We start from the raw sequence: 26,430 nt of genomic DNA, 5'->3' as shown, positions 1-26,430 counted from the left end.
TTTTTATGTCGAATTCTATGTTCTATGATAGAATAGGAGTATTGTTTTGAAAAAGGGAGTTTATAAGAATGAATAAACACGTATTGCTTGTTGATGGCATGGCGCTTCTATTCAGATCGTTTTATGCAACGGCTGTCCATCGAAATTTTATGATAAATGATCACGGTGTCCCGACGAATGGAGTAAATGGCTATTTGAAGCATTTATTAACCGCTGTTCAGACATTTGAGCCAACCCATATTGTTTGCTGCTGGGATATGGGAAGCCAAACATACCGAAATGAATTGTTTCAAGATTATAAAGCAAATCGAGGAGAGGCACCTGTCGAGCTCATTCCGCAATTCGATTTAGCAAAAGAAGCGACAGAAGAACTAGGAATTGTAAACGTTGGTATAAAGGGCTTTGAGGCAGATGATTGTATCGGCACGCTGGCGGCAGTCTATCAGAATGAAGCACGTGTGACTGTCCTAACTGGGGACAGAGATTTGCTGCAGATATTGAATGAACAAGTGACGGTTGCTTTAATGCAAAAAGGAATCGGGAACTATAAACATTATACAAAAGCCTTATTTGAAGAGGAAATGGGTATCTCTCCAAAGGCGCTGATCGATATGAAAGCACTTATGGGGGATTCAAGTGACAATTACCCAGGCGTCAAAGGAATCGGAGAAAAAACAGCATTAAAATTTATTCAAACATATCAAACCATTGACGGATTATTAGAAAATGTTCATGAACTAACGGCTGCGCAGCAAAAGAAAATGCAAGCAGGATTAGAAGATTTGAAGCTTTCCCGTCTATTGGCAGAGATCAAATGTGATGTCCCGCTGAGCTGTCCAATTGATGAGACGAAGGTGAACATCAATCAAGAACGGGCTGCTGCCATGCTGCGATACCATCAAATCAAAGGAATTGAACCGATGGTAAATCGGTTAAGTAAAATAGAGATCAGCTAAGCTAAGCTGATCTCTAAATTCATCTTTTTGTGTTGCTTTTCTTCGCTCTATTTTCGAGCTGAGATAGTGGTTGCTTATCTTTTGTTTGCGCATCACCTTGAGGGGTTGTCCCATTTGTGACACGACCTTTATTTTCTTTATCCAATCAGTATCACCTCATACATTAGCATAACCGAAAAAAAGCGATTCATCCTTTAGAAAGGTGAATCGCTTTTCTAGCGAGCTGATCAGCTACTTGATTTTCCTTGCTTGGAATCCACTTAATGAAAAATAAATCAAACTGGCTTTGAAGCTCGATCATCTCTTTTATAAAATGCTGAAAGGCTGGATTTTTAGCAAATCCTGCATTGGCCGCACGGTCAACTACCTGTGAATCTGTTCGAAACGAAACGGATCGCAGTCCTTTTTCTACGCAGATTTTCATCCCTTCAATGAGAGCGGAAAATTCTGCTTCGTGATTGCTCATTGATCCAAGAGGAATCGAGAAAGATTCTGCCTTTCCATCATATTTAATGAAAATACCGATGCCAGAAGGACCCGGATTACCTGCGCTAGCACCATCAATGTATATTTCAGCTGGCAATTTATTTCACCCTTTCATCAAGCGGAACCATTTTTTTCGCTGCATACGCGTATGGTGTCGCAATCGCGGCGACGATAAATTTAATCACATAAGTCGTGATGAAGATTTCGATCCATACATGAAATGGATAGGTCCCAAGAAAGGCAATCGTTGTGAAGATCAGTGTATCAAGCAGCTGGCTGATCATCGTACTTCCAGCGTTGCGCACCCAGAGCGCACCATCAGAAGGAAATATCCGGCGAATAAACGAATATACATAAACATCTAACATTTGACTGATGATATAAGCAGCAAGACTGCCAAGAGCGACCCTTGGCATAAAGCCAAATATGGTTTCCAGCGATGTTTGAGAAATGTCAGATGGAGCGGGATGGAAAAGTAAAGCCTCCTGCATGACAACGGTTAGTGTTAAAAGGGTGGCAAAACCAATCCAGACAGCTTTTCTCGCTTCATTTTGTCCATATTTTTCATTCAATACGTCCGTTGCAAAGAATACACTGCCGTATAAAATGTTTCCAAGTGTTGCTGTTAAGCCAAACAATTCAACGGTTTTGACCACTTGTAAATTTGCAGCAACCGTCGCAAAGCCAATCCAGACGAAAAGGCCCATCTTGCCAAATCCTTTATAAAATAGAAGAACAATGATAAAATTAATGATCGCAAATAAGATCCAAATACCTTCATTAAACAAGTGACATGAACTTCCTTTCTCATTGTAAAATGTAACTTTTTGATTATAGCATAACGTATGTTTACCTTAAAAGCACGGGAAGGCGATGTGATCAATGAAATTAAGAGCACACTATACAATGAAAGTGAAATCGATTGGGTCCATTGCTTTTTTCCAAGAAGATTGGATGGAGCTAGAAGAGGCCTTGATTTTAGCCAAACATATCGATAAAAAAGAACCACAGTCCCTCCTATCATTTGAAGATGAAAAAGGGGCGATGTGGTCTATTAAAGAACTTGAAAAGCTAAATGAAGAACTAAAGCTTGAACCTGATCAGCTTCAGGTCTATTTTGATGCAAGTTTTCACAAAGAAACAGGCGACTCTGGTCTTGGGGTTGTCGTCTACTATAAGCTCGGAGAAGATGCTTATCGTTTGAGAAAAAATCAGCCCTTCAAAGGAATCACCAATAATGAAGCAGAGTATGCGGCTTTATTTGAGGCAGTCAAAGCTTTAAAAGACCTTGGAGCAAGCAGAAATTCTGTCACGATTAGAGGCGATTCACTTGTTGTCATGAATCAATTAAAAGGAGAATGGCCTTGTTATGATGATATACATAACAAATGGCTCGACCGGATTGAAGAGGCTTTAAAAGAGCTGAGGCTAACGCCAACCTATGAAGTCATCGATCGTAAACAAAATGCAGAAGCGGATCAGCTTGCAAGGCAGATGCTTGCAGACGTTCCAATTGAAAGTAAATTGAAATTAGAAGCAGACGGAGCTGAATAATGTGGATAAAAAAACAGCAGTACAAGAATTGACGGATCTCCAAGACACGTATTGTTCAGATTGTTTGATTAAGAAGCACTTTCGAAAAGAATATGGAAAAAAATACGCCCACTCCTTTTGTATTCAGCAATGCACAGTAGGAGAGAAAATAAAAGAATACGGACAGACGCTGCTTAAAAAGTAAGCGGCTGCCGCCCCGGTTTTCCCTGCTCAAACATCCGCTCATGAAAAAAAACGGATAGAATGTGTAAAAAAAGAACATATTCTGAAAAATGAGCCGATATAACTATAGAAAGTTTTGGTTGAGTTACTTTTTGACTAAGTGACGGATAATAGAGGAAAAGGGGAAGGCCGGCATGGATAATAAGGATTTCGAAACGGTATTACATCGAACATTTCAAGAGGTATACAGCGATCTAGAGCAGCTAGTAGATGTAGCAAAGAAGGGAAGACCTTTTCTCGAAAAAGATATTTCTGAAATTGAACAACGACTGAAACAAAATATTTTAGCCATTGAAATTCAGCTGAAAATCAAATAAGAGAGGCATAAGCCTCTCTTTATTTTGTCGTTTCATCATTGATTTAGTTGATTAAAGTTTTGTTACGTTTGCAGCTTGAGGTCCACGATTACCTTCAACGATTTCAAAAGAAACTTCTTGTCCTTCTTCTAAAGACTTGTAGCCGTCACCTTCGATAGCTGTGAAGTGAACGAATACATCGTCTCCGCCTTCAACTTCAATGAAGCCGAAACCTTTTTCATTATTGAACCATTTTACTTTACCGTTTTGCATATTGCTTTTTCCTCCTAGTACTGTAGCACACCTTTTGGCATACTAAAAAAAATTTTCATCACCTAACGACTTTGCAGTTGTTAAATGATGGTTCCACTATACACCATCAAAAGTAAAGCGTCAAGCAGGCGAGCCAAATTTTGAGCAGAATGTTTGATTTTTTTGTTTTTTGGTGAATAACAGTGAAATATAAAACGTTCTTTTCGGAACCTCACGTGCAGCTTGTCCGTATATAAAAAAAATACAGAAAGAGGTGCAATCATGAATCGTTATACACTTGAAGAATTTGTTCAGAATACGCAGCAAGAAGATAAAGGAGAAGGTGTCTTCGAACTTGAAACATCAAGACTTTTAGAAATTAATTTGACTGACACGATTTGGGCAAAAACGGGTTCCATGGTTTCCTATCGAGGGAAAATCAAATTTGAACGTGAAGGTGTTTTTGAGCACGGCGTCTCAAAAATGTTCAAAAAAATGCTCTCAGGAGAAGGCACCTCACTAATGAAGGCGACAGGTGATGGGAAATTATATGTGGCAGATCAAGGTAAAAAAATCTCGATTCTTCGTTTGGCTCAAGGAGAATCCATTTTTGTGAATGGAAACGATCTGCTCGCGTTTGAACCATCTGTCCGCTGGGATATCAAATTGATGAAAAAAGTGTCTGGCATGCTTGCAGGTGGATTATTTAATGTCAAATTAGAAGGGCCGGGCTTAGTAGCAATCACAAGTCATTATGAGCCGCTGACACTCATTGTTCAGCCGGGTGACTCTGTTTATACAGATCCGAATGCGACTGTTGCGTGGTCAGGGGATTTAAAAACTGAATTTGTGACAGATGTTTCCTTTAAAACTTTTATTGGCAGGGGAAGCGGAGAGTCCATTCAAATGAAGTTTACCGGAAGCGGCTTTGTTGTCGTTCAGCCGTTTGAAGAAGTATACACAACAAATGGAAATCAAGGGTGAAGAAAAAGGTGTCCGTCAATGACGGACACCTTTTTATGATAATGCGCGAGCATAAGTTTTGTTATTCATGATGAGATCTGACTGCTCGACGATATCTTCCAAAATGGTTTGGGAAGATTGTTTTAAGTGCAGTTTTTTCATGTTTTGTTTCATTGTTTCTAATTTTTCTTCATCCTGCAGTAAGCTGGTCACAGATTCTAAAATGTCTTCATGTCTGTTAATGACAATGGCAGCGCCATAATCCTCAAAGAAAAGAGCATTTTCCTTTTCTTGTCCAGGGACAGGCTTGTAAAGAATGACCGGGACACCGATTGCAGTTGCTTCTGTTAAAGTAATGCCGCCTGGTTTTGTAATCATACAATCTGTTACTCTGAACAATTCATCAATTTGTTCCACATATCCAAGCGCCTTCAATTGATCTGGGTGTGCTTGTTCAAGAACGCTAAGCGATTGTTTCAGCGCGGCGTTCTTTCCGCATACAACAACAATTTGTACTTCACTGTCGAGAAGCAGCGCCTCACATAATTCCTTCACATTTTTTAGTACACCGTGAGCACCGGCCATGATGAGAAGAACTTTTTTATCTGATGATAATCCATATTTCTTATAGATCATCGATTTTGGCACGTCTGCTTCAAACTGTGGTCTAATAGGAATACCTGTCACCTTGACATCGCTTGGATGTGTGCCGATTTCCACTAATTTTTGTTTCACATAATCGGTTGCAACATAGTATCGGTCGATGTTTTCATGTACCCAAATCTTATGGAGACAAAAATCTGTCATGACATTAAAAGTCGGAATCACTTTACCTGTTTTGTTTCGGTATTCTGGTACCACAATCATTGGGAATGTAATAATGATGATGTCCGGATTGTGTAACTGAATTAATTCATCGAGACGCTTATTTCCCATTTTTAAATAAATGTTAAATTTGCGTTTATTGTAAATTTTATCTACACCGTAATAAAACAAGCGATAAAATTGTTTCCCAATGGAAAAGCTCTTCAAGTATAAATATTGAGTCACTTCTGACACAATGGGATTCGATTCTTGATACAAATTAGAAACTACAACATGTTCAAACCCTTGGGATTTGCATTCATCATACAGTGTTTTTGCTACCTGCATATGTCCATTTCCATAATTTGCGGTCAAGATTAATATTTTTTTATTGGTATTCAAGAATATTCACCTCAAATGTAATCAACAACAACAAAACTTCGTACGAAAACTATTAATCTCATAGGTCTACATATACATAAAGATAACATATAAACAGTTAGAGCATATCATTCGTTACGAAAGAATTAAACTAATTTTAAAAAACAAACAGATTCAATTGATAATGGAAGACAGAGCCATTTGTATTTTAACACATTTTGACGATTTATCATCAGACCACAGTCTATTTTATTCCCAAACGTATGGTGTTTCTTGATAAACATAATAATTAAGCCAATTCATAAACAATAAGGTTGCATGGGCTTTCCAGCGATTTACTGGAATTAATGTGTCACCATCTTCTATAAAATAGTGGACAGGTTTTTGGACTGTATCATGTTTCAACAAATCTCTTTCATATTCCTGCATCAATGTATCTGTATCATATTCAGGATGTCCAGTTAAAAATACTTGTTTATCATCATCTGAAACAATTAAACAAACACCCGCTTCTTCAGACATACTCAAGACTTTCAAATTCGGCGTGTTTTTTAATTGTTCTGTATTAATATCTGTATGCCTAGAATGTGGGACATAGTATACTTCATCAAAACCTCTGACTAATCTTTCTTTTTTCTCTTTCACAATATGCTCAAATACGCCAAATTTTTTCTCGGGAAGCTTGATTTTTTCAATCCCGTAATGGTGATATAAACCTGCCTGTGCACCCCAGCAAATATGAAGGGTAGACGTCACATTGGTTTTACTCCAGTCCAAAATGTCCTGCAGTTCTTTCCAATAAGAAACTTCTTCAAAAGGTAAGTGCTCGATTGGTGCGCCAGTGATGATCATTCCATCAAATTTTTTATGGCGAATCGATTCAAAGGTCGTATAAAATTCATCTAGATGCTCTCTCGACGTATTCTTCGGTGTATGTGTACTTGGAATCAAAAACGTAAAGTACACTTGTAAAGGAGAATTTCCGAGCATTCTCAGCAGCTGCGTTTCAGTTTGTATTTTTTTTGGCATTAAATTTAAGATCACGATATTCAAAGGACGGATATCTTGCTTGAATGCCCTTGTCTCATCCATGACGAAAATATTTTCGCTCTCTAGTATTTGTTTTGCCGGCAGATGAACTGGTATGTTAATAGGCAACTCGCCACCCCCTGAACCAAAGCTAATTTCACTTCATTATAGGAACTTTCTGGCGATATTTCAATGTTTCAATTATGTTACAATGAAAAATAGAGCAAAAAAGAATGCTGTTTCTGTAAAAAAAGGAGGCCGTTTTGTTATGATCACAAAGCATTTATCAGATATTGACATTGCCCAAAAGGCTAAGCTGAGACCGATTCAAGACATCGCAGCAAAGCTGCAAATACATGACGAAGAATTAGAATGCTATGGTTTCACAAAAGCGAAAATTTCTTTGACTATTTTTGACCGTTTAAAGAAACAAAAAGAAGGACACGTGATTCTTGTCACTTCGATTAACCCTACGCCAGCAGGTGAGGGGAAATCCACCGTAACTGTCGGCCTTGGTCAAGCCTTCGAAAAAATTGGCAAAAAAGCGATCATTGCGATGCGTGAGCCATCATTAGGTCCTACAATGGGGATTAAAGGCGGAGCAGCGGGCGGAGGATATTCACAGGTGCTGCCAATGGAAGAAATCAATCTTCATTTCACAGGAGATTTTCATGCCATTACATCTGCACATAACGCCCTATCTGCATTTATTGATAACCATATCCATCACGGAAATGAACTCGGCATCGACACGCGCCGTATTGTGTGGAAGCGGGTGCTTGATTTAAACGATCGTGCATTAAGACAGGTCGTTGTCGGACTTGGCGGTCAGTTAAATGGGTATCCTAGAGAAGACGGATTTGATATTACAGTGGCTTCTGAAATGATGGCGATCCTCTGTTTAGCAGAAGACTTAAACGACTTAAAAAAACGTCTTTCTTCTATTGTTGTTGCCTATAATCAAGAAGGAGAGCCAGTCACTGTGGGAGCACTTGGATATGAAGGTGTTCTGACGTTACTTTTAAAAGATGCACTCAAACCGAACCTTGTTCAAACGATTGAAGGAACCCCAGCCCTTGTCCATGGCGGTCCTTTTGCTAATATTGCACATGGATGCAATAGTTTAATTGCAACCAAAATGGCAGCAAAATTAGCTGATTATGTCGTAACAGAAGCTGGATTCGGAGCAGATCTTGGAGCAGAAAAGTTCCTGCACATTAAAACAAGAGCTGGTGATTTCAAACCTGGTGCAGTTGTCATTGTGGCGACAGTGAGAGCATTAAAGATGCATGGCGGAATGAAGAAAACCGAACTCAAAGAAGAGAATGCACACGCCGTATTAGAAGGTATACATAATTTAGAAAAGCATATTGAAACCGTGCAAGCTTTTGGTCTTCCATATATCGTCGCGGTAAACCGGTTTATGACGGATACAAAAGAAGAGATTCAAGCGATAGAAGATTGGTGCGGCAAACATGGCCATCCAGTCAAAGCCGTGAATGTATGGGAAGAAGGGGGCGAAGGCGGGACAGCTCTTGCCGAGGAACTAGCGGCACTCATTGAAAAGAAAAAGAACAACTTTACCTATTTGTATGAAGAGAACGATTCCATCGAAGGAAAGTTATCTAAAGTGGCCAAAGTGGTTTACGGGGCAGACGGGGTCACGCTCACAACTAAAGCAAGAAAGCAGCTGGCTGCCATTGAGGAAAACGGCTGGGCTCATTTGCCGGTTTGTATGGCAAAAACACAATATTCTCTTTCGGATGATCCAGCTTTAATCGGCAGACCTAAAGGCTTTACCATTACGATTCGAGAGTTAAAACCATCTGTAGGAGCAGGGTTTATAGTAGCCTTAACCGGAAGCATTTTGACAATGCCTGGCTTACCTAAAAAACCTGCGGCTCTCGAAATGGATTTATTAGAAGACGGCAGTGTGACAGGACTCTTTTAAACGGGAGCATAAAAAGCGATTTTCTAAAAGAAGCATGTTACGATAGGAAAAAGTGAATCCTAGGAGGCTATGAGATGTCAATTTATGATATTCAGGTCAAGACCATTAACGGTCAGGAACAATCGATGGCAGATTATAAAGGAAAAGTGCTCATTATTGTAAATACAGCAAGCAAATGTGGGCTGACTCCTCAATTTAAACAATTACAAGAGCTATATGATCAATATCATGAAAAGGGCCTTGAAATTTTAGGATTTCCGTGTAACCAATTTATGAACCAAGAGCCAGAAGGAGAAGAAGCCATTCAAGAATTCTGTTCTTTGAATTATGGAGTGACCTTCCCTATGTTTGCGAAAGTAGATGTCAATGGCGAAGAGGCGCACCCGCTGTTCAAGCATTTAACAAGTGAAGCGAAAGGTGTGCTTGGGACAAAAACAGTGAAATGGAATTTCACAAAATTTATCGTGGACCAAGACGGAGAAGTTATTGAACGATTCTCGCCGAAAACACCACCAAAAGAATTAGAAAGCTCAATCATTGCTCTGCTTAACAAATAAGATGCTGACAGTCATGCAGCGAAAACAATTGGAGGCAGCTGCCTCCTTTGTTTCAGACAGGCTGAAGAATGAACCGACTGGACACGATGCGACTCATGTTGCTCGTGTGCGCCAGCTTGCCGTTCGTATTGCAAATCAGGAAGGCGGCTCTCTTTTTATCATCGAAATGGCGGCGATTGTACATGATGTCATTGATGAAAAGCTGTCAAGTGAATGGAAGGTCACTGAAAAGCAGCTTGAGAACCAGCTCCTTTTGTGGGAATTGGACACGCGGGATGTCCGCTATATCATGGACATTATTACAACGATGTCTTTTCGTCATCGGCATAAGCAGTTTAGGCCAATGACGTTAGAAGGGGCCATTGTTCAAGATGCGGATAGGCTGGATGCGATAGGAGCAAGCGGTATCGCTAGAGTGTTTACGTATGCTGGCGCAACAGGTGAGCCTCATTATACAGAGGACACGCAGCAGGGCTCTGTGCTAAAGCATATGGAAGAAAAACTGCTCAAATTAAAAGACTTGATGAACACTCATGCAGGAAAGCAGCTTGCTGATGAGCGGCATGAATTGATGAGTTTATTTATCAAGAAGTGGAAAGAAGAATGCGGCCTTACAGATGAGTAGGGTCTTTATGTATGTAAGGAGGATATATCAATGAAAATAACAGCAATAGAACCAACGCCAAGTCCGAATACCATGAAGGTTATTTTGACAGAAGCACTTGCCGGTGGTAAAAGCAACAACTACAAAAAGGATCAAAAAGACGAAGCGCCAGAAATGATTAAGCGTATTTTAAGCATTGAAGGTGTAAAAGGGGTTTATCATGTTGCAGATTTCTTAGCGGTTGAGCGAAATGCAAAGTTTGACTGGCAGGGAATTTTACAACAGGTCAGAGAAGCCTTTGGACAAGAAACAGAAGGTCTTCAGGAAGGATCGCAGTCAGGCGATGACACATTTGGTGAAGTGAAAGTGTTTGTCCAAATGTTTAATGGGATTCCAATGCAGGTCAAACTGTCAGACGGTGAAAGAGAAGAGCGGTTTGGCATGCCTGAACGTTTTCAAGCAGCCATTTTAAAGCTTAGAAGCAGCTCAGACAATGTCGTGTTTGAACGTGTGTGGAAAGAACACGGCGTTCGTTTTGGAGAATTTGCTGATATCGGTCAGGAAGTCACAGAAGAGCTGCAAGCAGCCTATGATGACGAGCGTTTAGCTCGATTAACAGAGGCGGTTAAAGAAGGGCAGGAAGCTGTAGATAGACAGGTGAACCGAAAGGCATATGATGTAACAGAAGACATGCTGCAAGAGGAAGATTGGAAAAAACGTTTTGCCCATTTAGAGCAAATGCAGCCAGAGCTAAAGGATATACCTGTTTTAATGAAAGCAATGGAGGATCCCAAAACGTCTATTCGCAGACAAGCTGTTGTGAATGCTGGCATGATTGAAGATCCTGCCATTCTGCCTATTTTATATAAAGGGCTCGAAGACAAAACAGTGACGGTCCGCAGAACGGCTGGCGACTGTATTTCTGACCTTGGTGATCCAAGTGCTATCGAAGCCATGATCGCAGCATTAAAGGACCCGAGTAAGCTTGTCCGCTGGCGTGCAGCTATGTTCCTTTATGAAGAAGGGGACGAAACGGCACTTGAAGCATTAAAAGAAGCAGAGCAAGACCCTGAGTTTGAAGTCAGTCTCCAAGTGAAAATGGCGATTGAGCGCATTGAGCATGGAGAAGAAGCAAAAGGCTCTGTGTGGAAGCAAATGACAGAAAGTAGAAAGAATGCATCAGAATGATGAGAAAGATGAACAAGCTGCCAATGAAAAGCAGCTTGTTTTTCTAAAAACGATAGACAGAAAAATTTTTTTAGAAAAATTATTTTGAATATTGTTGAAATATGCGAAAAAACTCTATATAGTAGTACCAATATAGAATATTGGAGGTCAGATTTTATGACACGAACCTTGCTGAGCGCTTGCTTCAGCAGCCATGTTAGTCATCGGTCATTCATAGGTGGCTAAATAAACAGAAAATTTGTAAAATAAAATCAACTCAAAATCATGCAGTCAACAAGACTTGTAGTATAGGAGGCTTTTTAAACAGATGGCAGAACTACGCAGTAATATGATTAAACAGGGAATCGACAGAGCACCTCACCGAAGCTTACTAAGAGCGGCGGGGGTAAAGGATGAGGATTTCGGCAAGCCATTTATTGCCGTATGTAATTCCTATATTGATATTGTCCCAGGACATGTCCATCTTCAGGAATTCGGGAAGATTGTGAAAGAAGCCATTCGTGAAGCTGGCGGAGTGCCATTTGAATTCAATACGATTGGCGTCGATGATGGAATTGCCATGGGTCATATCGGGATGAGATATTCATTGCCAAGCCGTGAAATCATTGCTGACTCTGTGGAAACCGTCGTATCTGCTCATTGGTTTGATGGAATGGTTTGTATTCCTAACTGCGATAAAATCACACCAGGAATGATGATGGCAGCGATGCGCGTGAATATCCCGACTGTCTTTGTGAGCGGGGGACCGATGGAAGCGGGTAGAACAAGTGATGGCAGAAAAATTTCTCTTTCTTCTGTGTTTGAAGGCGTTGGTGCATACCAGTCAGGTAAAATCAATGAAGAGGAATTAAATGAATTAGAGCAGTTTGGCTGTCCAACCTGCGGATCTTGTTCAGGTATGTTTACAGCTAACTCAATGAACTGTTTAGCGGAAGCACTCGGGATTGCTCTTCCTGGAAATGGAACGATTTTGGCGACATCACCAGAGCGAAGAGAATTTGCGAAGAAGTCTGCAAAACAACTCATGGAGCTCATCAAAAAAGATATTAAACCACGGGATATTGTCACTGAAAAAGCAATTGATAATGCATTTGCATTAGATATGGCACTTGGTGGTTCAACCAATACCGTTCTTCACACATTGGCAATTGCGAATGAAGCAGGTGTTGAATATTCACTTGAACGTATCAATGAGGTAGCAGAACGTGTGCCTCATTTATCGAAACTTGCTCCAGCTTCAGACGTTTATATTGAGGATTTACATGAAGCAGGCGGCGTTACAGCGGCACTAAATGAATTGTCTAAAAAAGAAGGAGCTCTTCATTTAGATACAATGACCGTCACTGCGAAAACGCTTGGCGAGAACATTGCGGGGCATGAGGTAAAAGATTATAACGTCATTTATCCAATTGACAAGCCATTTACTGAAAAAGGCGGCTTAGCCGTTTTATTTGGAAACCTTGCGCCAGATGGAGCCATCATTAAAACGGGCGGGGTACAAGACGGGATCACACGCCACGAGGGGCCTGCGATCGTATTTGAATCCCAGGAAGAAGCCCTTGAAGGTATCATTAATAGAAAAGTAGAAGCAGGACATGTTGTCATCATTCGCTACGAAGGACCTAAAGGCGGACCTGGCATGCCTGAAATGCTTGCACCTACTTCACAAATCGTCGGCATGGGTCTTGGACCAAAGGTTGCTTTAATTACAGACGGACGTTTTTCCGGCGCTTCTCGCGGATTGTCTATTGGACACGTCTCTCCAGAGGCAGCTGAGGGCGGCCCGCTTGCCTTTGTTGAAAATGGTGACCATGTCGTTGTCGATATCGAGCAGCGCATTTTAAGCGTAGATGTTCCAGAGGAAGAATGGGAAAGAAGAAAAGCAAACTGGAAAGGCTTTGAGCCAAAAGTAAAAACGGGTTATCTTGCTAGATATTCAAAACTTGTGACATCAGCCAATACAGGCGGAATCATGAAAATTTAATCTGATATCGAACATTTGAAAATTGGCTCTCTCTATAGTATCCTTTATTCACAACATAAGGATTATAGAGGGGGCTTTTTTATGTCAATGGCATATGAAGAATACATGCGCCAGCTCGTTGTACCGATGCGTCAAGAGCTGACAAGTGCAGGATTTCAAGAACTAACAACGGAAGAAGAAGTAGAACAAACGATGCAAGAAGCAGAAGGAACGACATTTGTCGTTGTCAATTCTGTATGCGGGTGCGCTGCCGGCTTAGCACGCCCAGCTGCTACACAAGCTGTGATGAAGGCAGAAAAAACACCAGATCGAATTGTCACAGTTTTTGCTGGTCAGGACAGGGAAGCAACGGCAAAAATGAGAGAATACTTCACAGGCGAAGAGCCATCGTCTCCATCTATGGCACTTTTAAAAGGAAATGAACTCGTTCATTTTATTCCGCGTGACGAAATTGAAGGTCATGAAATGGAAGACATCATGAACAACGTCTTATCTGCATTCGAAAAACATTGCTAATACACATGTTGAAATGTCCTGTGATCAAATCAGGGCATTTTTTCTTGATCATGATGGAGGAACCGCATGCTTATCACAACAAGCTTTAGAGCAAATGAACAAACAATTGAAACAGCAAAAGCCCTTGCAGAGGATTTACATGGTGAGTATGTAGAAAGGCGCAAACAATCCGTCAAGCAGCTTGCGATGAAACGAGGAGACGTCCTTGTTGTGGGGAAAGAAAGATTCGAATGGTATCAGCCAAATGGTGAAAAGTTCTTCTTCCATCCAAGCTCAGCGATGTTCAGGGTGAAGCGGCTCATGCGCGGAGAAAAGGATCCTTTAATCGAAGCCACGCAGCTTCAGCCGGGCGATTCCTTTTTAGATTGTACGCTTGGCTTAGGATCAGATGCCATTACAGCAAGCCTACGAGTAGGTACGGATGGAAGGGTCGTCGGTATCGAAAAGAATCCGATGACAGCATTGCTAGTGCGAGAAGGTCTAAATACATGGGAGACAGGAGTAAGAGAGGCCGATGAAGCGATGAAGCGGATATCTGTTGTAAGTGGAGACAGTATCGAGCAGCTAAAAAAGCTCTCTGATGAATCATTTGATGTCGTCTATTTTGACCCGATGTTTGAGGAGACGATTCAAGAATCTGCAAGTATCGCACCGCTCCGTCATGCGGCAGAGCACCACTTTGACCACGAAACAGCCGTCCAAGAAGCACTGAGAGTGGCGAGAAAAAGAGTGGTTTTAAAAGATCATTGGAAAAGTACCCGATTTCTAGCAGACTCCTATCAATTTCACGTTTTAAAACGAAAAACCGCCCAATTTCATTATGGATATATTGAGAAAGAAAAAAGCCCTCGCTAAAGGTTCAGGTGTGCAGACAATTCTTTTTAATTCCTGTCAATCATCTAAAAAAGCCCTTATTCAGGGCTTTTAATCTGTAATCTCCATATAGACAAAATAAAATAATGTCAGCAAGGAAGCCGTAATAAAAAACCCTTCAAGCATACCCATTCCTCCCAAATTTTAGTCGCCCTTACTGCCATTGTAAACGTTTTATTATAAAAAAGAAAGTCTCAAATCGGTGACCAAATTGAATGACTGAAAATTCATTATATGCTAGAATAGCAGTATGATAACTTATGGAAGGAATTAGATATCATGAAGATGTGGATGAGAAAAACGCTTGTTGTGCTCTTTACGATTGCAACTTTTGGTTTAGTCTCTCCTCCGTCGGCTTTGATGACAGACAAGCCCTCTGAACTTTCTTCATCTGATCAAACGCCTTATACAGCTGTTTATGATACATCAGATGAATTGCGCAGCTGGGAACTAACGCAAGAGGAAAGCAAAGAGCAGATAGACCCCTTTGAGCAATATAAGCAAGAGGTGCTGTCAAGTGCAGAAAATCAATCCTTTCTCAAATTTGGCCGTAAAATCACACCTGTCATTGAGGACGAGTACAGAGAAGAGATTCAGCCGAAGATTGAACAAGTGTTAACCGACTATTTAACAAATTTCAAAGATGACGAAAAATTTCAAGATGTTGTGATAACTGATCAGCCTTCAAGCGGAAATGGCGAAAAAATCTTCCACATTTACAACCGCAAGACCGGAGAAGATTTGCTCCGTTTTCATGTCAGAAGAGATCAGCCGCCTCACAGCGGATATTGGTTTAACTTTCATTACCATACAGCAGAAGATGGATTCCAGACGCATCATGAACTCGGTAATATTTACTGGGACAAAAACACCCCGCCGAGCTGGATGAGCCACTAGAAGGAGATGTCATGCCAATTGAAAAAATATACAATGAACGAAATGGTGCAGATTACAAAACAAATGTTAAACGATCGCGGAGTGAAAATTGAAGATATCGCACACATTGTGCTGAAGCTCCAAGAAAAATATCATCCAAACCTTCCACTTAGTGTCTGTATTGAAAATGTTGAAAAAGTGCTGAATAAAAGAGAAATTGTCCATGCAGTTTTAACAGGACTTGCCCTTGATCAGCTGGCAGAAAAAAAGCTTTTGCCAGAACCTTTACAGCACTTAGTTGAAACAGATGAGCCGCTATATGGAATTGATGAGATTATTCCGCTTTCCATTGTCAATGTATATGGATCAATTGGTTTGACCAACTTCGGTTATTTAGATAAAGAGAAATTTGGTATTATTCGTGAATTAGATGAAGGCCGTCCAGGGGAAGTGCATACTTTCCTTGATGACCTAGTCGCTGCACTTGCCGCAGCAGCTGCAAGCCGGATTGCTCACTCACACCAAGATATTAAGGATGAAGAGCAGGAACGAGTGAATCAAGCATAAAAAGAAAAACATGTCTGCTCATCATGCAGGCATGTTTTTTTGGTTTCAAGAAAAGCTGAAATAAGGTAAACTACAACAAGAACATAAATAAAGGATGAAAAAAATGAAACAATACAAAGAGTTATGCCGTCATGTATTACAGCACGGGGATGAAAAAGGTGACAGAACGGGTACAGGTACAATCAGCACGTTCGGTTACCAGATGAGATTTGATTTACAGGAAGGGTTTCCTCTTTTAACCACAAAGAAATTACACCTGAAATCAATCATTCATGAGTTGCTTTGGTTTTTAAAAGGTGATACAAATGTCAAATATCTTCAAGAAAATGGTGTCCGGATTTGGAACGAATGGGCAGATGAAAATGGAGAGCTGGGCCGTGTGTACGGTGCACAGTGGAGATCATGGGCGAGCGGAGACGGCGAGACAGTGGATCAGATCGCAAAGCTGATTCATGATATTGAGCACAACCCGAATTCAAGACGACTGATCGTCAGTGCTTGGAACCCGGGGGAAATTGATCAAATGGCGCTGCCTCCTTGTCATTGTCTGTTTCAATTTTACGTATCAAACGGGAAGCTTTCCTGCCAGCTATATCAAAGATCGGCAGATATCTTTTTAGGCGTGCCATTTAATATCGCTTCATATGCTCTTCTAACGATGATGATTGCCAAAGTCACAAATCTTGAGCCAGGAGAGTTTATTCATACACTCGGAGATGCTCATATTTACCAAAATCATCTTCCACAGGTGAAAATGCAGCTAGAGCGCGAGGAACGCACGCTTCCTACGCTTCGTATTACAAGAGATGTAAAAAGCATTTTTGATTTTACCTTTGATGATTTTGTGCTTGAGAACTATGATCCGCATCCGCATATTAAAGGAGAAGTCAGTGTATGATTTCCATGATTGCGGCGACAGGAGAAGATAGAGTCATTGGTCAAGATAATCAAATGCCTTGGCATTTACCAGCAGATTTAGCGTATTTTAAAAAAGTCACAGGCGGTCATACGATTGTCATGGGCAGAAAAACCTTTGAATCGATTGGACGAGCGCTGCCTAACCGCCGAAACATTGTGCTGACCACAAGTTCTTCTTTTAAAGCAGAAGGATGCGAGGTTGTTCATTCAATTGCTGACATTTTGGCAATTGCGGAAAGCGAGACAGAGCTATTTATCATTGGCGGGTCTAAGCTGTATGAAGAAATGATGCCATATGCGGATCGTCTCTATATCACGCACATTCACCATGCGTTTGAAGGAGACCGCTATTTCCCGTATTACAATGAAGATGAATGGACGATTGTATCACGCGAAAAAGGCCATCGTGACGAAAAGAACCCCTACAATTATGAATTTGTCGTCTATGACAAAAAAGGATAAGTGAGTAGGAGGAGTACGGTTGTTTCGTTATTGGTTTTTAACGATTTATGTTGTTGTATCCTTTTTAAAAAGTATGAGGCATTTGTACGATCATGAATTAACGGATCCACGCATTTCCTATACGAAACGAATGCATCTCATTCATGAGCATGCAAAAAGGTTTTCCCGGGGATGTATTGATCAATCAGGATCAGTCATGACCATTCATCAGCAAAAGAAGCTGCCAGATGGCCCGGTTATTTATGTCACAAAAGAGCTGAATCCAGTCACGACGACATTATTGATTGGTCACCTTGAGAAGCCATTTGCTTTTATGGCAAAGCCGAAGCTCTTTCGGTATCCGATTTTAAAACAATGGCTGAAAAAAATGGCGGTTATCCATCAGAATCAAACGGATGAGGTCTTATTAGAAGAAGCAAAGGGAAGAATCATGTCTGGGCAGAGTCTATTGCTTTCAGAAGCGTATCGTCACATTGCAGAAGCACTTGCTGAAGAATACGATTGTCCGCTTGTACCAATTGAAACTAGCGGAACGGATCGTCTTTTAACTGGGAAGATCGTGAAAAGACTGCGTCCTGTTAATGTCGATATTCATATTAAAGCTCCTGTCATGATTAGTGATTACGCACAAAAACGTGCATAGAAAAAACCAGCATCCGAATAGTGGATGCTGGTTTTTTTCATGCAGCAGGAATGTTTACGCAATAGAATAAAATACAGAAGAACATCGAGGCGCTGCCGCCGAGAACAAAGCTGTGCCAAATCGCATGATGATAGGGGATTTTTCGCCAAATATAAAAGATGGTTCCGACTGAATATAATATACCGCCTAACAGCAAGAGTCCAAAACCTGCACCTGTTAATTGGATATAAAGCGGTTTGATGGCAATGATGATCATCCAGCCCATCAATAAATAGACAAGGGTAGATACGATAATAAAGCGTTTGACGAAAAAGATTTTAAAGACAATCCCACCAGCAGCAAGCGCCCATACAATCGCAAGGAGCGTATAACCCAGTGCACCTTTTAGTGGTCCAAGTAAAAAGGGTGTATATGTACCAGCAATCAATACATAAATAGCCGAGTGGTCGAGGATTTCAAAAATATCTTTTGTTTTTTTGTGCCGAATGCTATGAAGCAGGGTTGAGCTTAAATAGAGCAGCAGCATGGATGCACCAAATATCGAAAAACTGATAATGTCTGTGACGGTGCCGTATTGAACAGCGAATAAGACGAGAAACACAATAGCTGGAATGGATAAAATAACACCAATGCCATGTGTAATGGCGTTTGCAATTTCTTCTTTTACAGTAAACAATGGATGTCCTCCTTTTATTGAACCGGTATATAACCATCAAGCGACTTCAGGAATGAAAGACCTTCAAGTGTAATCTTCGTTCCGGCCCTGCCTTTTCCTTTCGTCACGTATGCTTTTTTCTCAAGATCATCTAAGCGGTTTCGCACCTGCTGAGGGGTCAGCGGGATGTCTCCTTGTTTGCTTAATTCAGACAAGATGCGCCTGCTGGCTGCTTCTCCTTTTTCATTGAGAGATTTAATGGCTTCCAGCAAGAAAACAAACTCTTGTTTTTCCATTAGTGTGAGCTGGTGTTCTTCCTTTTTACCTTTCACGACTGAGGGAAGAGGTGCTAACACAAAGGGCGGTAAATGATGTAAAAATACCGTGTGGCCTTCGAGTATGGACGCAGCGTAATGAACGATATTTTTGAGTTCTTGGACATTTCCTTCAAATGGATACAGCTGCAAGGCTTCCCAAACACTTGGATCAATATCAGGTGCCATGTTCAGCTTTTGAAAGAAAGCATTTGTTAACACAGGAATATCTGTTTTTCGTTCGGCTAAAGCTGGAAGGGCCAAATGAAGAACATTCAGACGATAAAACAGCTCGGGTAAAAAGGTAGAAGAAACCCTGAGTGCCTCTATTGATAAAGACGAAGAAGCGATTACTTTTGTTGCAGGTGACGTTTCTAGAAAGTGAATGACCTGGTGCTGCATAGAAATACTTAATGCACCGATTTCATCTAAATAAAGAATTTGATTGTTTTTTTCTGTGAAGGCTTTCTGTAAGGTTTCTTCATTCAAGATGGGACAATACATGTGTGTCAGTGATGCGTGTGGAACAGATACGTTCGCCATTTCTTGGGCGAATAGCGTTTTGCCTGTGCCGATGTCTCCTGTTATCAAGACCGGCTGTTCGTTTTTCGAAAATTGTTTTGCCAGATGAATTGCATGCTTGATATCTTGATGATCTCCATAGATAGACGCGAATGATTGAGTGGCCATTGGGTGATTCCTTTCTTTATGGTTCTAATTGGTTCAATTGTAACACCCAATTAAAACAAATGTACAGGAAAACGAAAAAGTTTATAAAATTTATGATGGATCGATGATCTATTGGTTTATTTTTTGAATATTCATGTTATAATGACAAATTAAATAAGGTTAAAGAGAAAGGATCTTGTACATGAAACCGTTGCTCAAAGAAAATACGCTAATTCAAGTGAAAGACATCTTAAAAGCCCATCAAAATTTGAAGGATGTAGTCATTCATACACCACTTCAAAAAAATGAGCGACTTTCTGAACGATATGAATGCAATGTCTACTTAAAAAGAGAGGATCTTCAAGTAGTTCGTTCCTTTAAATTAAGAGGCGCTTTTAATAAAATGAGCCAGCTTCCAAAAGATAAACTAGAAAATGGCATTGTCTGTGCAAGTGCTGGAAATCACGCGCAGGGTGTTGCCTATTCTTGTAAATATTTAGGCATCCATGGGAAAATCTTTATGCCTGCTACGACGCCAAGGCAAAAAGTATCACAAGTGGAGCTGTTCGGAAAAGAATATGTTGAAATTATCTTAACCGGAGATACGTTTGATGATTCGTATCATGAAGCCGTAAAATGCGGAGATGAAGAGAAGCGCGAATTTATCCATCCGTTTGATGATCTGGATGTGATGGCAGGACAAGGAACGACTGCTGTCGAAATCTTAAATGATATCGAAGTGGAGCCTCACTTTTTATTTGCAAGTGTCGGAGGTGGAGGTCTGTTATCTGGTGTTGGTACATATATCAAAAATATCTCACCAGAAACCGAAATCATTGCAGTCGAACCGCTTGGCGCAGCTTCACTGCATGCCTCACATGAGAAGGGCGAGGTTGTGACACTTGATTCGATTGATAAGTTTGTAGACGGAGCAGCGGTTCAGCGGATTGGCGAAAAGACGTTTACATCGCTTCAGTCTGTTGTCGATAAAATCAGTCTTGTACCAGAAGGGAAAGTATGTACAACGATTTTAGAGCTGTATAATCAATGTGCGATTGTAGCAGAACCGGCTGGCGCATTGCCGATCGCAGCATTAGATGCCCATCGCGAGGAGATCAAAGGGAAAAATGTTGTCTGTATTGTCAGTGGAGGAAATAATGACATCGGCAGAATGCAGGAAATCAAAGAACGCTCGATGATCTATGAAGGGCTTCAACATTACTTTATTGTCAATTTTCCGCAAAGAGCAGGAGCGCTTCGGGAATTTTTAGATGAAGTATTAGGGCCAAATGACGATATCTCACGCTTTGAATATACGAAAAAGAATAACCGAAGCAAAGGTCCTGCGCTAGTCGGCATCGAATTGAAAGAAAGAGATGACTATGCAGCGCTGATTGAGCGGATGGATAAAAAAGGCTTCCACTATGTTGAAGTGAATAAAGATCAAGATTTATTCCACCTATTTATTTAGGCTTAACAGATAATTGGAAAAGAGGATTGATCGTTTGTGCTGCTCAAAACAATATGTTTTAGACGGATGGATGGAGCTCAGATCAAGGTAACAGAAGTCCCTGTTCTAAAGGGAGATGAGACGTATTGTTTCATGCTCACCTTTAGACTTGAAGCTTTCTTGAAAAAAGTCTATGTATCTAAAGGAAAGAGAGCTGTGTACTCTTTCAGAGAGGATGTGAAACGTAACGTCAAGTGGAGCACATATGAACAGATCTATCAGGAGCCTACACTGAAACACAATGCGTAAGCAGGAATCTTTGTCAAAAGGGGTAAGCAGCCATTTTGAAATGGCCGCTGCTCAGTTTGGCAAGGATTTTTTTCGTGACATGAAGAAAATGTGACAATTTCAAAAACGTTAGGTCAGTTGTTTTCAAGTGTGCAGGAAATAAGGTAATATCATAAGTAAAGACTAAGACAGCAAGGATGAGACGATAGTGAAACAAATTAAAATTGTAACAGATTCAACTGTGGACCTTCCGCAAGAAAAAATCAATGATCTTTCCATTCACGTGATTCCGCTCAATATCTCCATTTCTGGAGTTGATTATATTGACCGAGTGAATATACAGCCAGATGAATTTATTGAAAAAATGGAGGCCGCTGAGGAACTGCCGAAAACGTCTCAACCTGCGATCGGTCAATTTGTCGAATTATATGAAAAGCTGACGGCAGATGGAAGCGAAGTGATCAGTATCCATTTAACTGGTGGAATGAGTGGTACTGTTCAAACTGCTGAAAGCGCTTCGAAAATGGTAGATGGAAATATCACGGTGATTGATTCGAATTTTATTTCCTATGGATTAGGATTTCAAGTCATCAAAGCAGCAGAACTAGCCAAAAAGGGTGCAAGCCGTGAAGATATTATCACAGAATTAGATAAAATCCGTCATCAAACAAAGCTATATGTCACGATCGATACATTAGAAAATCTCGTCAAAGGCGGCAGAATTGGAAGAGGAAAGGCGCTGATCGGCTCACTTCTTCACATCAAACCAATTGCCAGCTTAACAGACGGGGTATATACGCCAGAAGCAAATGTGAGAAGCTACTCTGCGCTTGTCCGCCATCTGACAAAACAGTATGTACAGGCGGTGAAGGGAAAAACAGTTCAAGCCATTGGGATAGCACATGCTGATGCATTAGAACTCGCTGAAAAGCTAAAAAAAGCGCTGCTTGATCACACACCTGAAGCACTGATTGACATCGCCTACACAACACCGATTATTTCGTGTCATACTGGAAAGGGCGCAATAGGCTTTACTTTTTATACCGATTGATAGAAAAAGGGGATGGACATATCATGTATAGAAAAAGGGGAGCCTTACTTAGTGCGCTTATGATGATAAGCGTGCTTCTTTTAGTCTCATGTTCAAATGGGCAAATCAAGGATGCTTTAAATTATCAAATAGAGCCGTTTGAGTTTGAAAATCAAGATGGCCAAAAGGTGTCATTGGATGATTTGAAGGGGAAAGTATGGGTAGCTGATTTTATTTTCACAAGCTGTGAAACGATTTGTCCGCCGATGACTGCTCATATGACAGAGCTGCAAAAACGGTTAAAAGAAGAAAAATTGGATGCGCATATTATTTCCTTTAGCGTGGACCCAGAGGTCGATTCACCTAAAAAGCTAAAGGAATTTGCAAAAGCCTATCCATTGTCCTTTAAAAATTGGGATTTTCTCACTGGGTATTCACAGTCAGAAATTGAAAAATTCGCAATGAAAAGTTTTAAAACCATTGTAAAAAAACCTGAAGATGAAGACCAAGTGATTCATCAGTCCCTGTTTTTTCTTGTCAATCAAGATGGGAAAGTGATGAAAAACTATGATGGGGTGCAAAACACACCTTATGATGACATCATCAAGGACATCAAAACGCTGAACCGAAGCTAGCATAAGGATGTTCAAATGGGCGAAAACATGATACACTTTTTTAATCAGAAAAAGGAGGGACATCATCGTTTGAAGGCTCGTTTGATTTTGATTGTGATGTCTCTAGCTTTTGTTCTTTCTGCATGTTCCGCGCAAGAGGCTGGCATAAAGGATAAACTAGAAGACACACCAAAAGTAAAAGAACATATTACCATCGTAGCGGTTGGAGATTCTTTAACAGAAGGAATCGGAGATCAAGATAAAAAAGGCTATGCAGGCATGACCCGTGACAAGATAGAAGCAGTGGAAGGCGTGCAGTCTGTCACATTAAAAAACTATGCCATTAAAGGCAGTAGAACAGTAGATTTATTAAAAAGATTAAAAGAAAAAAAGGTGCAGGACGGACTGAAAGACGCTGACTATATTTTCTTTACGATCGGCGGGAATGATCTCATGCATGTTGTCCGTCAAAATGTGCTTAATTTGACGTTTGCTCCTTTTCAAAAAGAGCAGGGTCCTTTTGAAGAGCGCTTTAAAACCATTCTTGCTCAACTGAGAGAACAGAATGATCATGCGAAAATCATGTATGTCAGCATGTACAATCCTTTTAAATTCAGTTTGTCTGAGCTGCGAGATATTGATGAAGTCGTTCAAGACTGGAATGCCGCTGCCAAAAAGGAACTCAAAAAAGACGGCAATGCGGATATGGTCAATGTAGCAGATTTATTTGAAGAAGGTTCTGATGAAAAATTACTGGCAGAAGATGATTTCCACCCAAACCAAAAGGGGTACTCTCTTATGGCAAATCGTTTATTCTCCGAAGTGAAAAAAGAAGGACTGCCGAAGGAATAGGGTGAAACAGATGAAAAAATGGAAAAGCTTATTTTTTATTTTACTTGCAATCAATCTATTGATTGTGATTGGCTGCGGTATTTTGATGCTGCTGCCAGGCGGTCAATCCGCTTCAACCAAAGAAGTGAAAAGCGAATATGCTTTTAATATATCCAGCTCAAAGGAATCACTCACCAGCTTTGTGAATGATTATTTGAAAAATCAAGGATCAAATGATATGCCAGACTTTCATGTAGCAATCGATCAAGATGTGAAAGTAACAGGCGCAATTAAAGCTTTCTCTTCAACGATTGATGCAAACGTCTCATTTACGCCAACTGTTGAAGATAATGGTGATGTGCTTTTGAAAGTGGATGACTTTTCAATTGGACAATTGAGCATTCCGATTAGTTTTGTTTTAAGCTACATGGGTCAGTTCTATGAGCTGCCAGAGTTCGTTCATGTAAAACCGGATCAAAAAACGGTTGAAGTGCGTCTTTCAGAAATGCCGCTGACGAATGATATGTATGTGAAAGCAAACAAAATTGATCTACAGAACGATGAAATTGAATTTTCATATTATCATCCAAAGCAATAGAACGTGTGAGTCAGGAGTGAAATCATGAAGCGAGTCTATCAATATTTTAGTTTACTGTCGTTTTTATTTGCTGCGTACTTCGGCATAACAGCTGCCAATGCTTTAAAAGCAGAAAATATCGATCAGTTTTACTTAAATATTGCCTACTGTGCATTATTTCTTGGCACGATGATTCTTGCTTTTGATTTTCAAAAGCAAGAAAAAGCTGAAGATGTCTCGTAAGGAGCCTTTTCCATTTTAGGAAAGGCTCTTTTTTATAGTTGGCGAGACAAGACCACCTTTGCCATAAGTTCAGGTTCTCCGTTCGCAAAACCATGAAGCAGAATCAGGTATGCACACTTTGTTTGCAGATGAACTTTTGGGATATCAAGCAGTACACTTTGAGTGCCGGCGGCTTTCAATTCAAAATGATATTTATTTGGGGAGAAATGATGAATGTGGGTGCTGTTTACATAATCAAGCTCCTTCGATATAACCCCTTGGTCTCGTTCATATATATCTATAGAAGGAAGGTCCGGAGACAGCTGTACAAATGTAAGTGCTGAGAGGTCTTCTTGTTTGATCAAAGCAGCCTGCTGCTCAGTCAAGAGTGCAAAGCCTGCACGGGCACCTGTGATACATAATGTGTAGACCTCGCCGCTCTTAAAGCGAATGCGGGAATGAAGAATTCTCTCATTTGTAGCCAGTTTGAACACTTCTATTTCATACATTCCCTCATCCCACTCCATATAAGCGGTCAAATGGCTGTAAGGCATTGGTTTCATTACCTGCTTCCGGTTCACATAAACAGCGAGCTCACTGAGATCTGGTGCAGCGTGAAATAATCGAATAAAGGCTTTTGATGAAGGGCTGCTTTGAAGATGCTCGTAGGTGTCAGCGAATGTCCGATATGGAAAGTCATGATAAAAGAGCTGCTGCATGTCATCAATCCCTTCTTTCTCATGCAATGGTGTTTTTTGTAGCGTATGCATGAAAAAGACGATCTGTATAGGCAAAAGAAGCATAGAAAAAAGCCTGACGTATTCCGTCAGGCCGGCATGTTAAGAAGGAGAAGAATATTGATGATATTCAGCTAGTTTAATGAACGTTTTTTCATCCTCAATTAAACCACAAACGCCGCACTGGACTTTCATTTGAGGACCTTGATAGCTCAAGTGAAAGGGAGACAGCTGTTCTCCTTCGTATCTTTCGACAACTGCTCCTGTTGCTGGATCTAGCTTGACAGGTTCTGAAAGCTGCTCAATGAGATTAAAGCGCGTTCTGTTTGTTTTACAGTTTGGACAAAGGTAAGGGCTTGTCATGGTTCATTCCACCTCTTTTTATCCGTAGCATGTCCTGAGCGCTAAAATCTATGCTTAATCCTTTTGACTTTTATCCAGCTTTTTAAATAATTTGATCATGGTTTTTAGTTCTTCGTCATCAAATGATTCAAATCGCTCCATAAAGTATTCCGTTTTCTTTTTCTCAAAATGCTCAGTAATTTCCTTACCCTTATCGGTTAAGTGGATTTTGATGATGCGGCGGTCCTCTTTTGAGCGGATACGGGTAATCCAGCCTTTTTCTACGAGTGTGTCAGTCACAGCGGTAATATGACTTGCTGACACTCCAAGAATGGAAGCGAATTCCGTTACTTTTTTTGCACCTTGCTCACGGAGCAGATTTAAAATAAGAAATTCATTCCGAGATAATTCGTTTTCGAGCAGGCTGTTAATTTCATAACGGATCTGCTTAAATACGGTTCTCAGTAAAGTGTCCATTTCGTACATCATTTGTTTTCTTTGTTCCAATCATTAAACCCCCATTATATTTTAAAGATACGACGTAATGCTTTCTTTTATTTTGGTATACAAGTCGTATCATTTTCATTATTTTTTATCATGTTATAATATGATGATACCA

The 26,430-nt window shown here is 40.5% G+C and carries 35 protein-coding genes; 24 read left to right on the top strand and 11 right to left on the bottom strand.

Translation table 11 applies throughout. The annotated features are described in order from the left end of the window. Window positions 1-68 precede the first annotated feature (68 nt). On the top strand, window positions 69-956 hold the full coding sequence (locus BAE31_RS18620; RefSeq protein WP_024428128.1) for a 5'-3' exonuclease: 888 nt from the start codon (window positions 69-71) through the stop codon (window positions 954-956). A gap of 19 nt (window positions 957-975) precedes the next feature. Here the strand turns inward: BAE31_RS18620 and BAE31_RS18615 are convergent, their stop codons facing one another. Genes BAE31_RS18615 through BAE31_RS18605 form a run of 3 tightly spaced genes read right to left on the bottom strand, consistent with a single transcriptional unit; the run spans window position 976 to window position 2,230 of the window. After that, window positions 976-1,101: a hypothetical protein gene (locus BAE31_RS18615; protein WP_003215584.1), complete on the bottom strand. Its 126-nt coding sequence runs from the start codon at window positions 1,099-1,101 to the stop codon at window positions 976-978. A 42-nt stretch (window positions 1,102-1,143) separates the two neighbouring features. Beyond that, window positions 1,144-1,539 (bottom strand): reverse transcriptase-like protein, encoded by a 396-nt coding sequence (locus BAE31_RS18610; RefSeq protein WP_041109559.1) that lies wholly within the window; start codon window positions 1,537-1,539, stop codon window positions 1,144-1,146. A gap of 1 nt (window position 1,540) precedes the next feature. Beyond that, entirely contained in the window at window positions 1,541-2,230 is a 690-nt protein-coding gene (locus BAE31_RS18605; protein WP_024422750.1) for a queuosine precursor transporter, read from the bottom strand. Between the two features lie 94 nt (window positions 2,231-2,324). On the opposite strand from BAE31_RS18605, the gene BAE31_RS18600 reads away from it, so the two are divergent. The 3 genes from BAE31_RS18600 to BAE31_RS18590 all read left to right on the top strand — a co-directional run bounded on the left by BAE31_RS18600 (window position 2,325) and on the right by BAE31_RS18590 (window position 3,535). Next, window positions 2,325-2,996, top strand: a complete 672-nt coding sequence (locus BAE31_RS18600; protein WP_041109557.1) for a ribonuclease H family protein — start codon at window positions 2,325-2,327, stop codon at window positions 2,994-2,996. Window position 2,997: 1 nt separating this feature from the next. Next, a complete protein-coding gene (locus BAE31_RS18595; protein ID WP_024422748.1) occupies window positions 2,998-3,180 on the top strand; it encodes a zinc-finger domain-containing protein in 183 nt (60 codons plus the stop codon). Window positions 3,181-3,352: 172 nt separating this feature from the next. Continuing rightward, the gene (locus tag BAE31_RS18590) at window positions 3,353-3,535 is read left to right on the top strand and encodes a hypothetical protein (protein ID WP_008346368.1); all 183 of its coding nucleotides are present in this window, start codon (window positions 3,353-3,355) and stop codon (window positions 3,533-3,535) included. A 51-nt stretch (window positions 3,536-3,586) separates the two neighbouring features. On the opposite strand, the gene cspD is transcribed toward BAE31_RS18590, so the two are convergent. Next, window positions 3,587-3,787, bottom strand: a complete 201-nt coding sequence (gene cspD / locus BAE31_RS18585; protein ID WP_024422747.1) for a cold-shock protein CspD — start codon at window positions 3,785-3,787, stop codon at window positions 3,587-3,589. A gap of 261 nt (window positions 3,788-4,048) precedes the next feature. Between cspD and BAE31_RS18575 the strand changes: the two genes are divergently transcribed. Continuing rightward, window positions 4,049-4,750 (top strand): AIM24 family protein, encoded by a 702-nt coding sequence (locus BAE31_RS18575; protein ID WP_024422745.1) that lies wholly within the window; start codon window positions 4,049-4,051, stop codon window positions 4,748-4,750. A 33-nt stretch (window positions 4,751-4,783) separates the two neighbouring features. Here the strand turns inward: BAE31_RS18575 and BAE31_RS18570 are convergent, their stop codons facing one another. Both BAE31_RS18570 and metA read right to left on the bottom strand, forming a co-directional pair. After that, window positions 4,784-5,935, bottom strand: a complete 1,152-nt coding sequence (locus tag BAE31_RS18570; protein WP_041109555.1) for a diglucosyl diacylglycerol synthase — start codon at window positions 5,933-5,935, stop codon at window positions 4,784-4,786. A gap of 228 nt (window positions 5,936-6,163) precedes the next feature. Then, a complete protein-coding gene (gene metA / locus BAE31_RS18565) occupies window positions 6,164-7,072 on the bottom strand; it encodes a homoserine O-acetyltransferase MetA (RefSeq protein WP_024428133.1) in 909 nt (302 codons plus the stop codon). Between the two features lie 139 nt (window positions 7,073-7,211). Between metA and BAE31_RS18560 the strand changes: the two genes are divergently transcribed. The 12 genes from BAE31_RS18560 to BAE31_RS18505 all read left to right on the top strand — a co-directional run bounded on the left by BAE31_RS18560 (window position 7,212) and on the right by BAE31_RS18505 (window position 18,082). Continuing rightward, window positions 7,212-8,894, top strand: a complete 1,683-nt coding sequence (locus BAE31_RS18560; protein WP_076841086.1) for a formate--tetrahydrofolate ligase — start codon at window positions 7,212-7,214, stop codon at window positions 8,892-8,894. Between the two features lie 74 nt (window positions 8,895-8,968). Further along, window positions 8,969-9,451 (top strand): glutathione peroxidase, encoded by a 483-nt coding sequence (locus BAE31_RS18555; RefSeq protein ID WP_041109551.1) that lies wholly within the window; start codon window positions 8,969-8,971, stop codon window positions 9,449-9,451. A 13-nt stretch (window positions 9,452-9,464) separates the two neighbouring features. Further along, a complete protein-coding gene (locus tag BAE31_RS18550; protein ID WP_242056736.1) occupies window positions 9,465-10,076 on the top strand; it encodes an HD domain-containing protein in 612 nt (203 codons plus the stop codon). A 30-nt stretch (window positions 10,077-10,106) separates the two neighbouring features. Further along, complete coding sequence (locus BAE31_RS18545) at window positions 10,107-11,243, top strand: conserved virulence factor C family protein (protein WP_034280519.1); 1,137 nt, start codon at window positions 10,107-10,109, stop codon at window positions 11,241-11,243. 307 nt (window positions 11,244-11,550) lie between these two features. Continuing rightward, on the top strand, window positions 11,551-13,227 hold the full coding sequence (gene ilvD / locus BAE31_RS18540; RefSeq protein ID WP_024422739.1) for a dihydroxy-acid dehydratase: 1,677 nt from the start codon (window positions 11,551-11,553) through the stop codon (window positions 13,225-13,227). Between the two features lie 81 nt (window positions 13,228-13,308). Further along, entirely contained in the window at window positions 13,309-13,743 is a 435-nt protein-coding gene (locus tag BAE31_RS18535; protein ID WP_024422738.1) for a BrxA/BrxB family bacilliredoxin, read from the top strand. Between the two features lie 66 nt (window positions 13,744-13,809). Further along, entirely contained in the window at window positions 13,810-14,598 is a 789-nt protein-coding gene (locus BAE31_RS18530; RefSeq protein WP_041109546.1) for a class I SAM-dependent methyltransferase, read from the top strand. 297 nt (window positions 14,599-14,895) lie between these two features. Then, on the top strand, window positions 14,896-15,513 hold the full coding sequence (locus tag BAE31_RS18525) for a YpjP family protein (protein WP_076841085.1): 618 nt from the start codon (window positions 14,896-14,898) through the stop codon (window positions 15,511-15,513). 18 nt (window positions 15,514-15,531) lie between these two features. After that, the gene (locus tag BAE31_RS18520; RefSeq protein WP_024428140.1) at window positions 15,532-16,059 is read left to right on the top strand and encodes a phosphatidylglycerophosphatase A family protein; all 528 of its coding nucleotides are present in this window, start codon (window positions 15,532-15,534) and stop codon (window positions 16,057-16,059) included. Window positions 16,060-16,162: 103 nt separating this feature from the next. After that, window positions 16,163-16,957, top strand: a complete 795-nt coding sequence (locus BAE31_RS18515; RefSeq protein WP_024422734.1) for a thymidylate synthase — start codon at window positions 16,163-16,165, stop codon at window positions 16,955-16,957. After that, window positions 16,954-17,439, top strand: a complete 486-nt coding sequence (gene folA, locus BAE31_RS18510; RefSeq protein ID WP_041109543.1) for a type 3 dihydrofolate reductase — start codon at window positions 16,954-16,956, stop codon at window positions 17,437-17,439. The genes BAE31_RS18515 and folA overlap by 4 nt, the downstream gene beginning before the upstream one ends. Window positions 17,440-17,458: 19 nt before the next feature. Further along, window positions 17,459-18,082 (top strand): lysophospholipid acyltransferase family protein, encoded by a 624-nt coding sequence (locus tag BAE31_RS18505; RefSeq protein ID WP_076841084.1) that lies wholly within the window; start codon window positions 17,459-17,461, stop codon window positions 18,080-18,082. Window positions 18,083-18,119: 37 nt separating this feature from the next. Here the strand turns inward: BAE31_RS18505 and trhA are convergent, their stop codons facing one another. Both trhA and BAE31_RS18495 read right to left on the bottom strand, forming a co-directional pair. Then, complete coding sequence (gene trhA, locus BAE31_RS18500) at window positions 18,120-18,758, bottom strand: PAQR family membrane homeostasis protein TrhA (RefSeq protein WP_024428144.1); 639 nt, start codon at window positions 18,756-18,758, stop codon at window positions 18,120-18,122. A gap of 14 nt (window positions 18,759-18,772) precedes the next feature. Next, a complete protein-coding gene (locus BAE31_RS18495) occupies window positions 18,773-19,741 on the bottom strand; it encodes a sigma 54-interacting transcriptional regulator (protein WP_076841083.1) in 969 nt (322 codons plus the stop codon). Window positions 19,742-19,922: 181 nt separating this feature from the next. Here BAE31_RS18495 and ilvA point away from each other — a divergent pair, with 181 nt between their 5' ends. The 7 genes from ilvA to ypmT all read left to right on the top strand — a co-directional run bounded on the left by ilvA (window position 19,923) and on the right by ypmT (window position 24,753). After that, the gene (ilvA, locus tag BAE31_RS18490) at window positions 19,923-21,191 is read left to right on the top strand and encodes a threonine ammonia-lyase IlvA (protein ID WP_025093104.1); all 1,269 of its coding nucleotides are present in this window, start codon (window positions 19,923-19,925) and stop codon (window positions 21,189-21,191) included. Between the two features lie 36 nt (window positions 21,192-21,227). Continuing rightward, the gene (locus BAE31_RS18485) at window positions 21,228-21,479 is read left to right on the top strand and encodes a YpmP family protein (protein ID WP_076841082.1); all 252 of its coding nucleotides are present in this window, start codon (window positions 21,228-21,230) and stop codon (window positions 21,477-21,479) included. 187 nt (window positions 21,480-21,666) lie between these two features. Then, entirely contained in the window at window positions 21,667-22,509 is an 843-nt protein-coding gene (locus BAE31_RS18480; RefSeq protein ID WP_024422727.1) for a DegV family protein, read from the top strand. Between the two features lie 23 nt (window positions 22,510-22,532). After that, entirely contained in the window at window positions 22,533-23,123 is a 591-nt protein-coding gene (locus BAE31_RS18475; RefSeq protein WP_041109536.1) for an SCO family protein, read from the top strand. A gap of 69 nt (window positions 23,124-23,192) precedes the next feature. Further along, window positions 23,193-23,954, top strand: coding sequence for an SGNH/GDSL hydrolase family protein (locus tag BAE31_RS18470; RefSeq protein ID WP_076841099.1), 762 nt, complete (start codon window positions 23,193-23,195; stop codon window positions 23,952-23,954). Between the two features lie 10 nt (window positions 23,955-23,964). Continuing rightward, entirely contained in the window at window positions 23,965-24,531 is a 567-nt protein-coding gene (locus BAE31_RS18465) for a YpmS family protein (protein WP_024422724.1), read from the top strand. Between the two features lie 24 nt (window positions 24,532-24,555). Then, window positions 24,556-24,753 (top strand): protein YpmT, encoded by a 198-nt coding sequence (gene ypmT, locus BAE31_RS18460; protein WP_024422723.1) that lies wholly within the window; start codon window positions 24,556-24,558, stop codon window positions 24,751-24,753. Between the two features lie 32 nt (window positions 24,754-24,785). On the opposite strand, the gene BAE31_RS18455 is transcribed toward ypmT, so the two are convergent. From BAE31_RS18455 to BAE31_RS18445, 3 genes are all read right to left on the bottom strand, one after another. Beyond that, the gene (locus tag BAE31_RS18455; RefSeq protein ID WP_076841098.1) at window positions 24,786-25,451 is read right to left on the bottom strand and encodes a DUF4397 domain-containing protein; all 666 of its coding nucleotides are present in this window, start codon (window positions 25,449-25,451) and stop codon (window positions 24,786-24,788) included. 120 nt (window positions 25,452-25,571) lie between these two features. Beyond that, entirely contained in the window at window positions 25,572-25,832 is a 261-nt protein-coding gene (locus BAE31_RS18450; protein WP_024422721.1) for a hypothetical protein, read from the bottom strand. A 54-nt stretch (window positions 25,833-25,886) separates the two neighbouring features. Further along, a complete protein-coding gene (locus tag BAE31_RS18445) occupies window positions 25,887-26,318 on the bottom strand; it encodes a MarR family transcriptional regulator (protein WP_007500780.1) in 432 nt (143 codons plus the stop codon). Window positions 26,319-26,430: the final 112 nt, after the last annotated feature.

The organism is Bacillus sp. I-2, assembly GCF_001974945.1.
Taxonomy (GTDB): domain Bacteria; phylum Bacillota; class Bacilli; order Bacillales; family Bacillaceae; genus Bacillus; species Bacillus safensis.
The sequence above is the reverse complement of the archived record's forward strand: the minus strand, read 5'-3'. Positions and strand labels throughout refer to the sequence as shown.

Bases quoted from the DNA above. Each gene is read 5' to 3' on its own strand.
- ypmT (WP_024422723.1), top strand. From the start codon at position 24,556: ATGAAGCGAGTCTATCAATATTTTAGTTTACTGTCGTTTTTATTTGCT.
- BAE31_RS18535 (WP_024422738.1), top strand. From the start codon at position 13,309: ATGTCAATGGCATATGAAGAATACATGCGCCAGCTCGTTGTACCGATG.
- folA (WP_041109543.1), top strand. From the start codon at position 16,954: ATGATTTCCATGATTGCGGCGACAGGAGAAGATAGAGTCATTGGTCAA.
- BAE31_RS18475 (WP_041109536.1), top strand. From the start codon at position 22,533: ATGTATAGAAAAAGGGGAGCCTTACTTAGTGCGCTTATGATGATAAGC.
- ilvA (WP_025093104.1), top strand. From the start codon at position 19,923: ATGAAACCGTTGCTCAAAGAAAATACGCTAATTCAAGTGAAAGACATC.
- ilvD (WP_024422739.1), top strand. From the start codon at position 11,551: ATGGCAGAACTACGCAGTAATATGATTAAACAGGGAATCGACAGAGCA.
- BAE31_RS18465 (WP_024422724.1), top strand. From the start codon at position 23,965: ATGAAAAAATGGAAAAGCTTATTTTTTATTTTACTTGCAATCAATCTA.
- BAE31_RS18620 (WP_024428128.1), top strand. From the start codon at position 69: ATGAATAAACACGTATTGCTTGTTGATGGCATGGCGCTTCTATTCAGA.
- BAE31_RS18450 (WP_024422721.1), bottom strand. From the start codon at position 25,832: ATGACAAGCCCTTACCTTTGTCCAAACTGTAAAACAAACAGAACGCGC.
- BAE31_RS18560 (WP_076841086.1), top strand. From the start codon at position 7,212: ATGATCACAAAGCATTTATCAGATATTGACATTGCCCAAAAGGCTAAG.
- BAE31_RS18545 (WP_034280519.1), top strand. From the start codon at position 10,107: ATGAAAATAACAGCAATAGAACCAACGCCAAGTCCGAATACCATGAAG.
- BAE31_RS18550 (WP_242056736.1), top strand. From the start codon at position 9,465: ATGCAGCGAAAACAATTGGAGGCAGCTGCCTCCTTTGTTTCAGACAGG.
- BAE31_RS18590 (WP_008346368.1), top strand. From the start codon at position 3,353: ATGGATAATAAGGATTTCGAAACGGTATTACATCGAACATTTCAAGAG.
- BAE31_RS18525 (WP_076841085.1), top strand. From the start codon at position 14,896: ATGAAGATGTGGATGAGAAAAACGCTTGTTGTGCTCTTTACGATTGCA.
- BAE31_RS18515 (WP_024422734.1), top strand. From the start codon at position 16,163: ATGAAACAATACAAAGAGTTATGCCGTCATGTATTACAGCACGGGGAT.
- BAE31_RS18575 (WP_024422745.1), top strand. From the start codon at position 4,049: ATGAATCGTTATACACTTGAAGAATTTGTTCAGAATACGCAGCAAGAA.
- BAE31_RS18555 (WP_041109551.1), top strand. From the start codon at position 8,969: ATGTCAATTTATGATATTCAGGTCAAGACCATTAACGGTCAGGAACAA.
- BAE31_RS18495 (WP_076841083.1), bottom strand. From the start codon at position 19,741: ATGGCCACTCAATCATTCGCGTCTATCTATGGAGATCATCAAGATATC.
- cspD (WP_024422747.1), bottom strand. From the start codon at position 3,787: ATGCAAAACGGTAAAGTAAAATGGTTCAATAATGAAAAAGGTTTCGGC.
- BAE31_RS18455 (WP_076841098.1), bottom strand. From the start codon at position 25,451: ATGCAGCAGCTCTTTTATCATGACTTTCCATATCGGACATTCGCTGAC.
- BAE31_RS18530 (WP_041109546.1), top strand. From the start codon at position 13,810: ATGCTTATCACAACAAGCTTTAGAGCAAATGAACAAACAATTGAAACA.
- BAE31_RS18600 (WP_041109557.1), top strand. From the start codon at position 2,325: ATGAAATTAAGAGCACACTATACAATGAAAGTGAAATCGATTGGGTCC.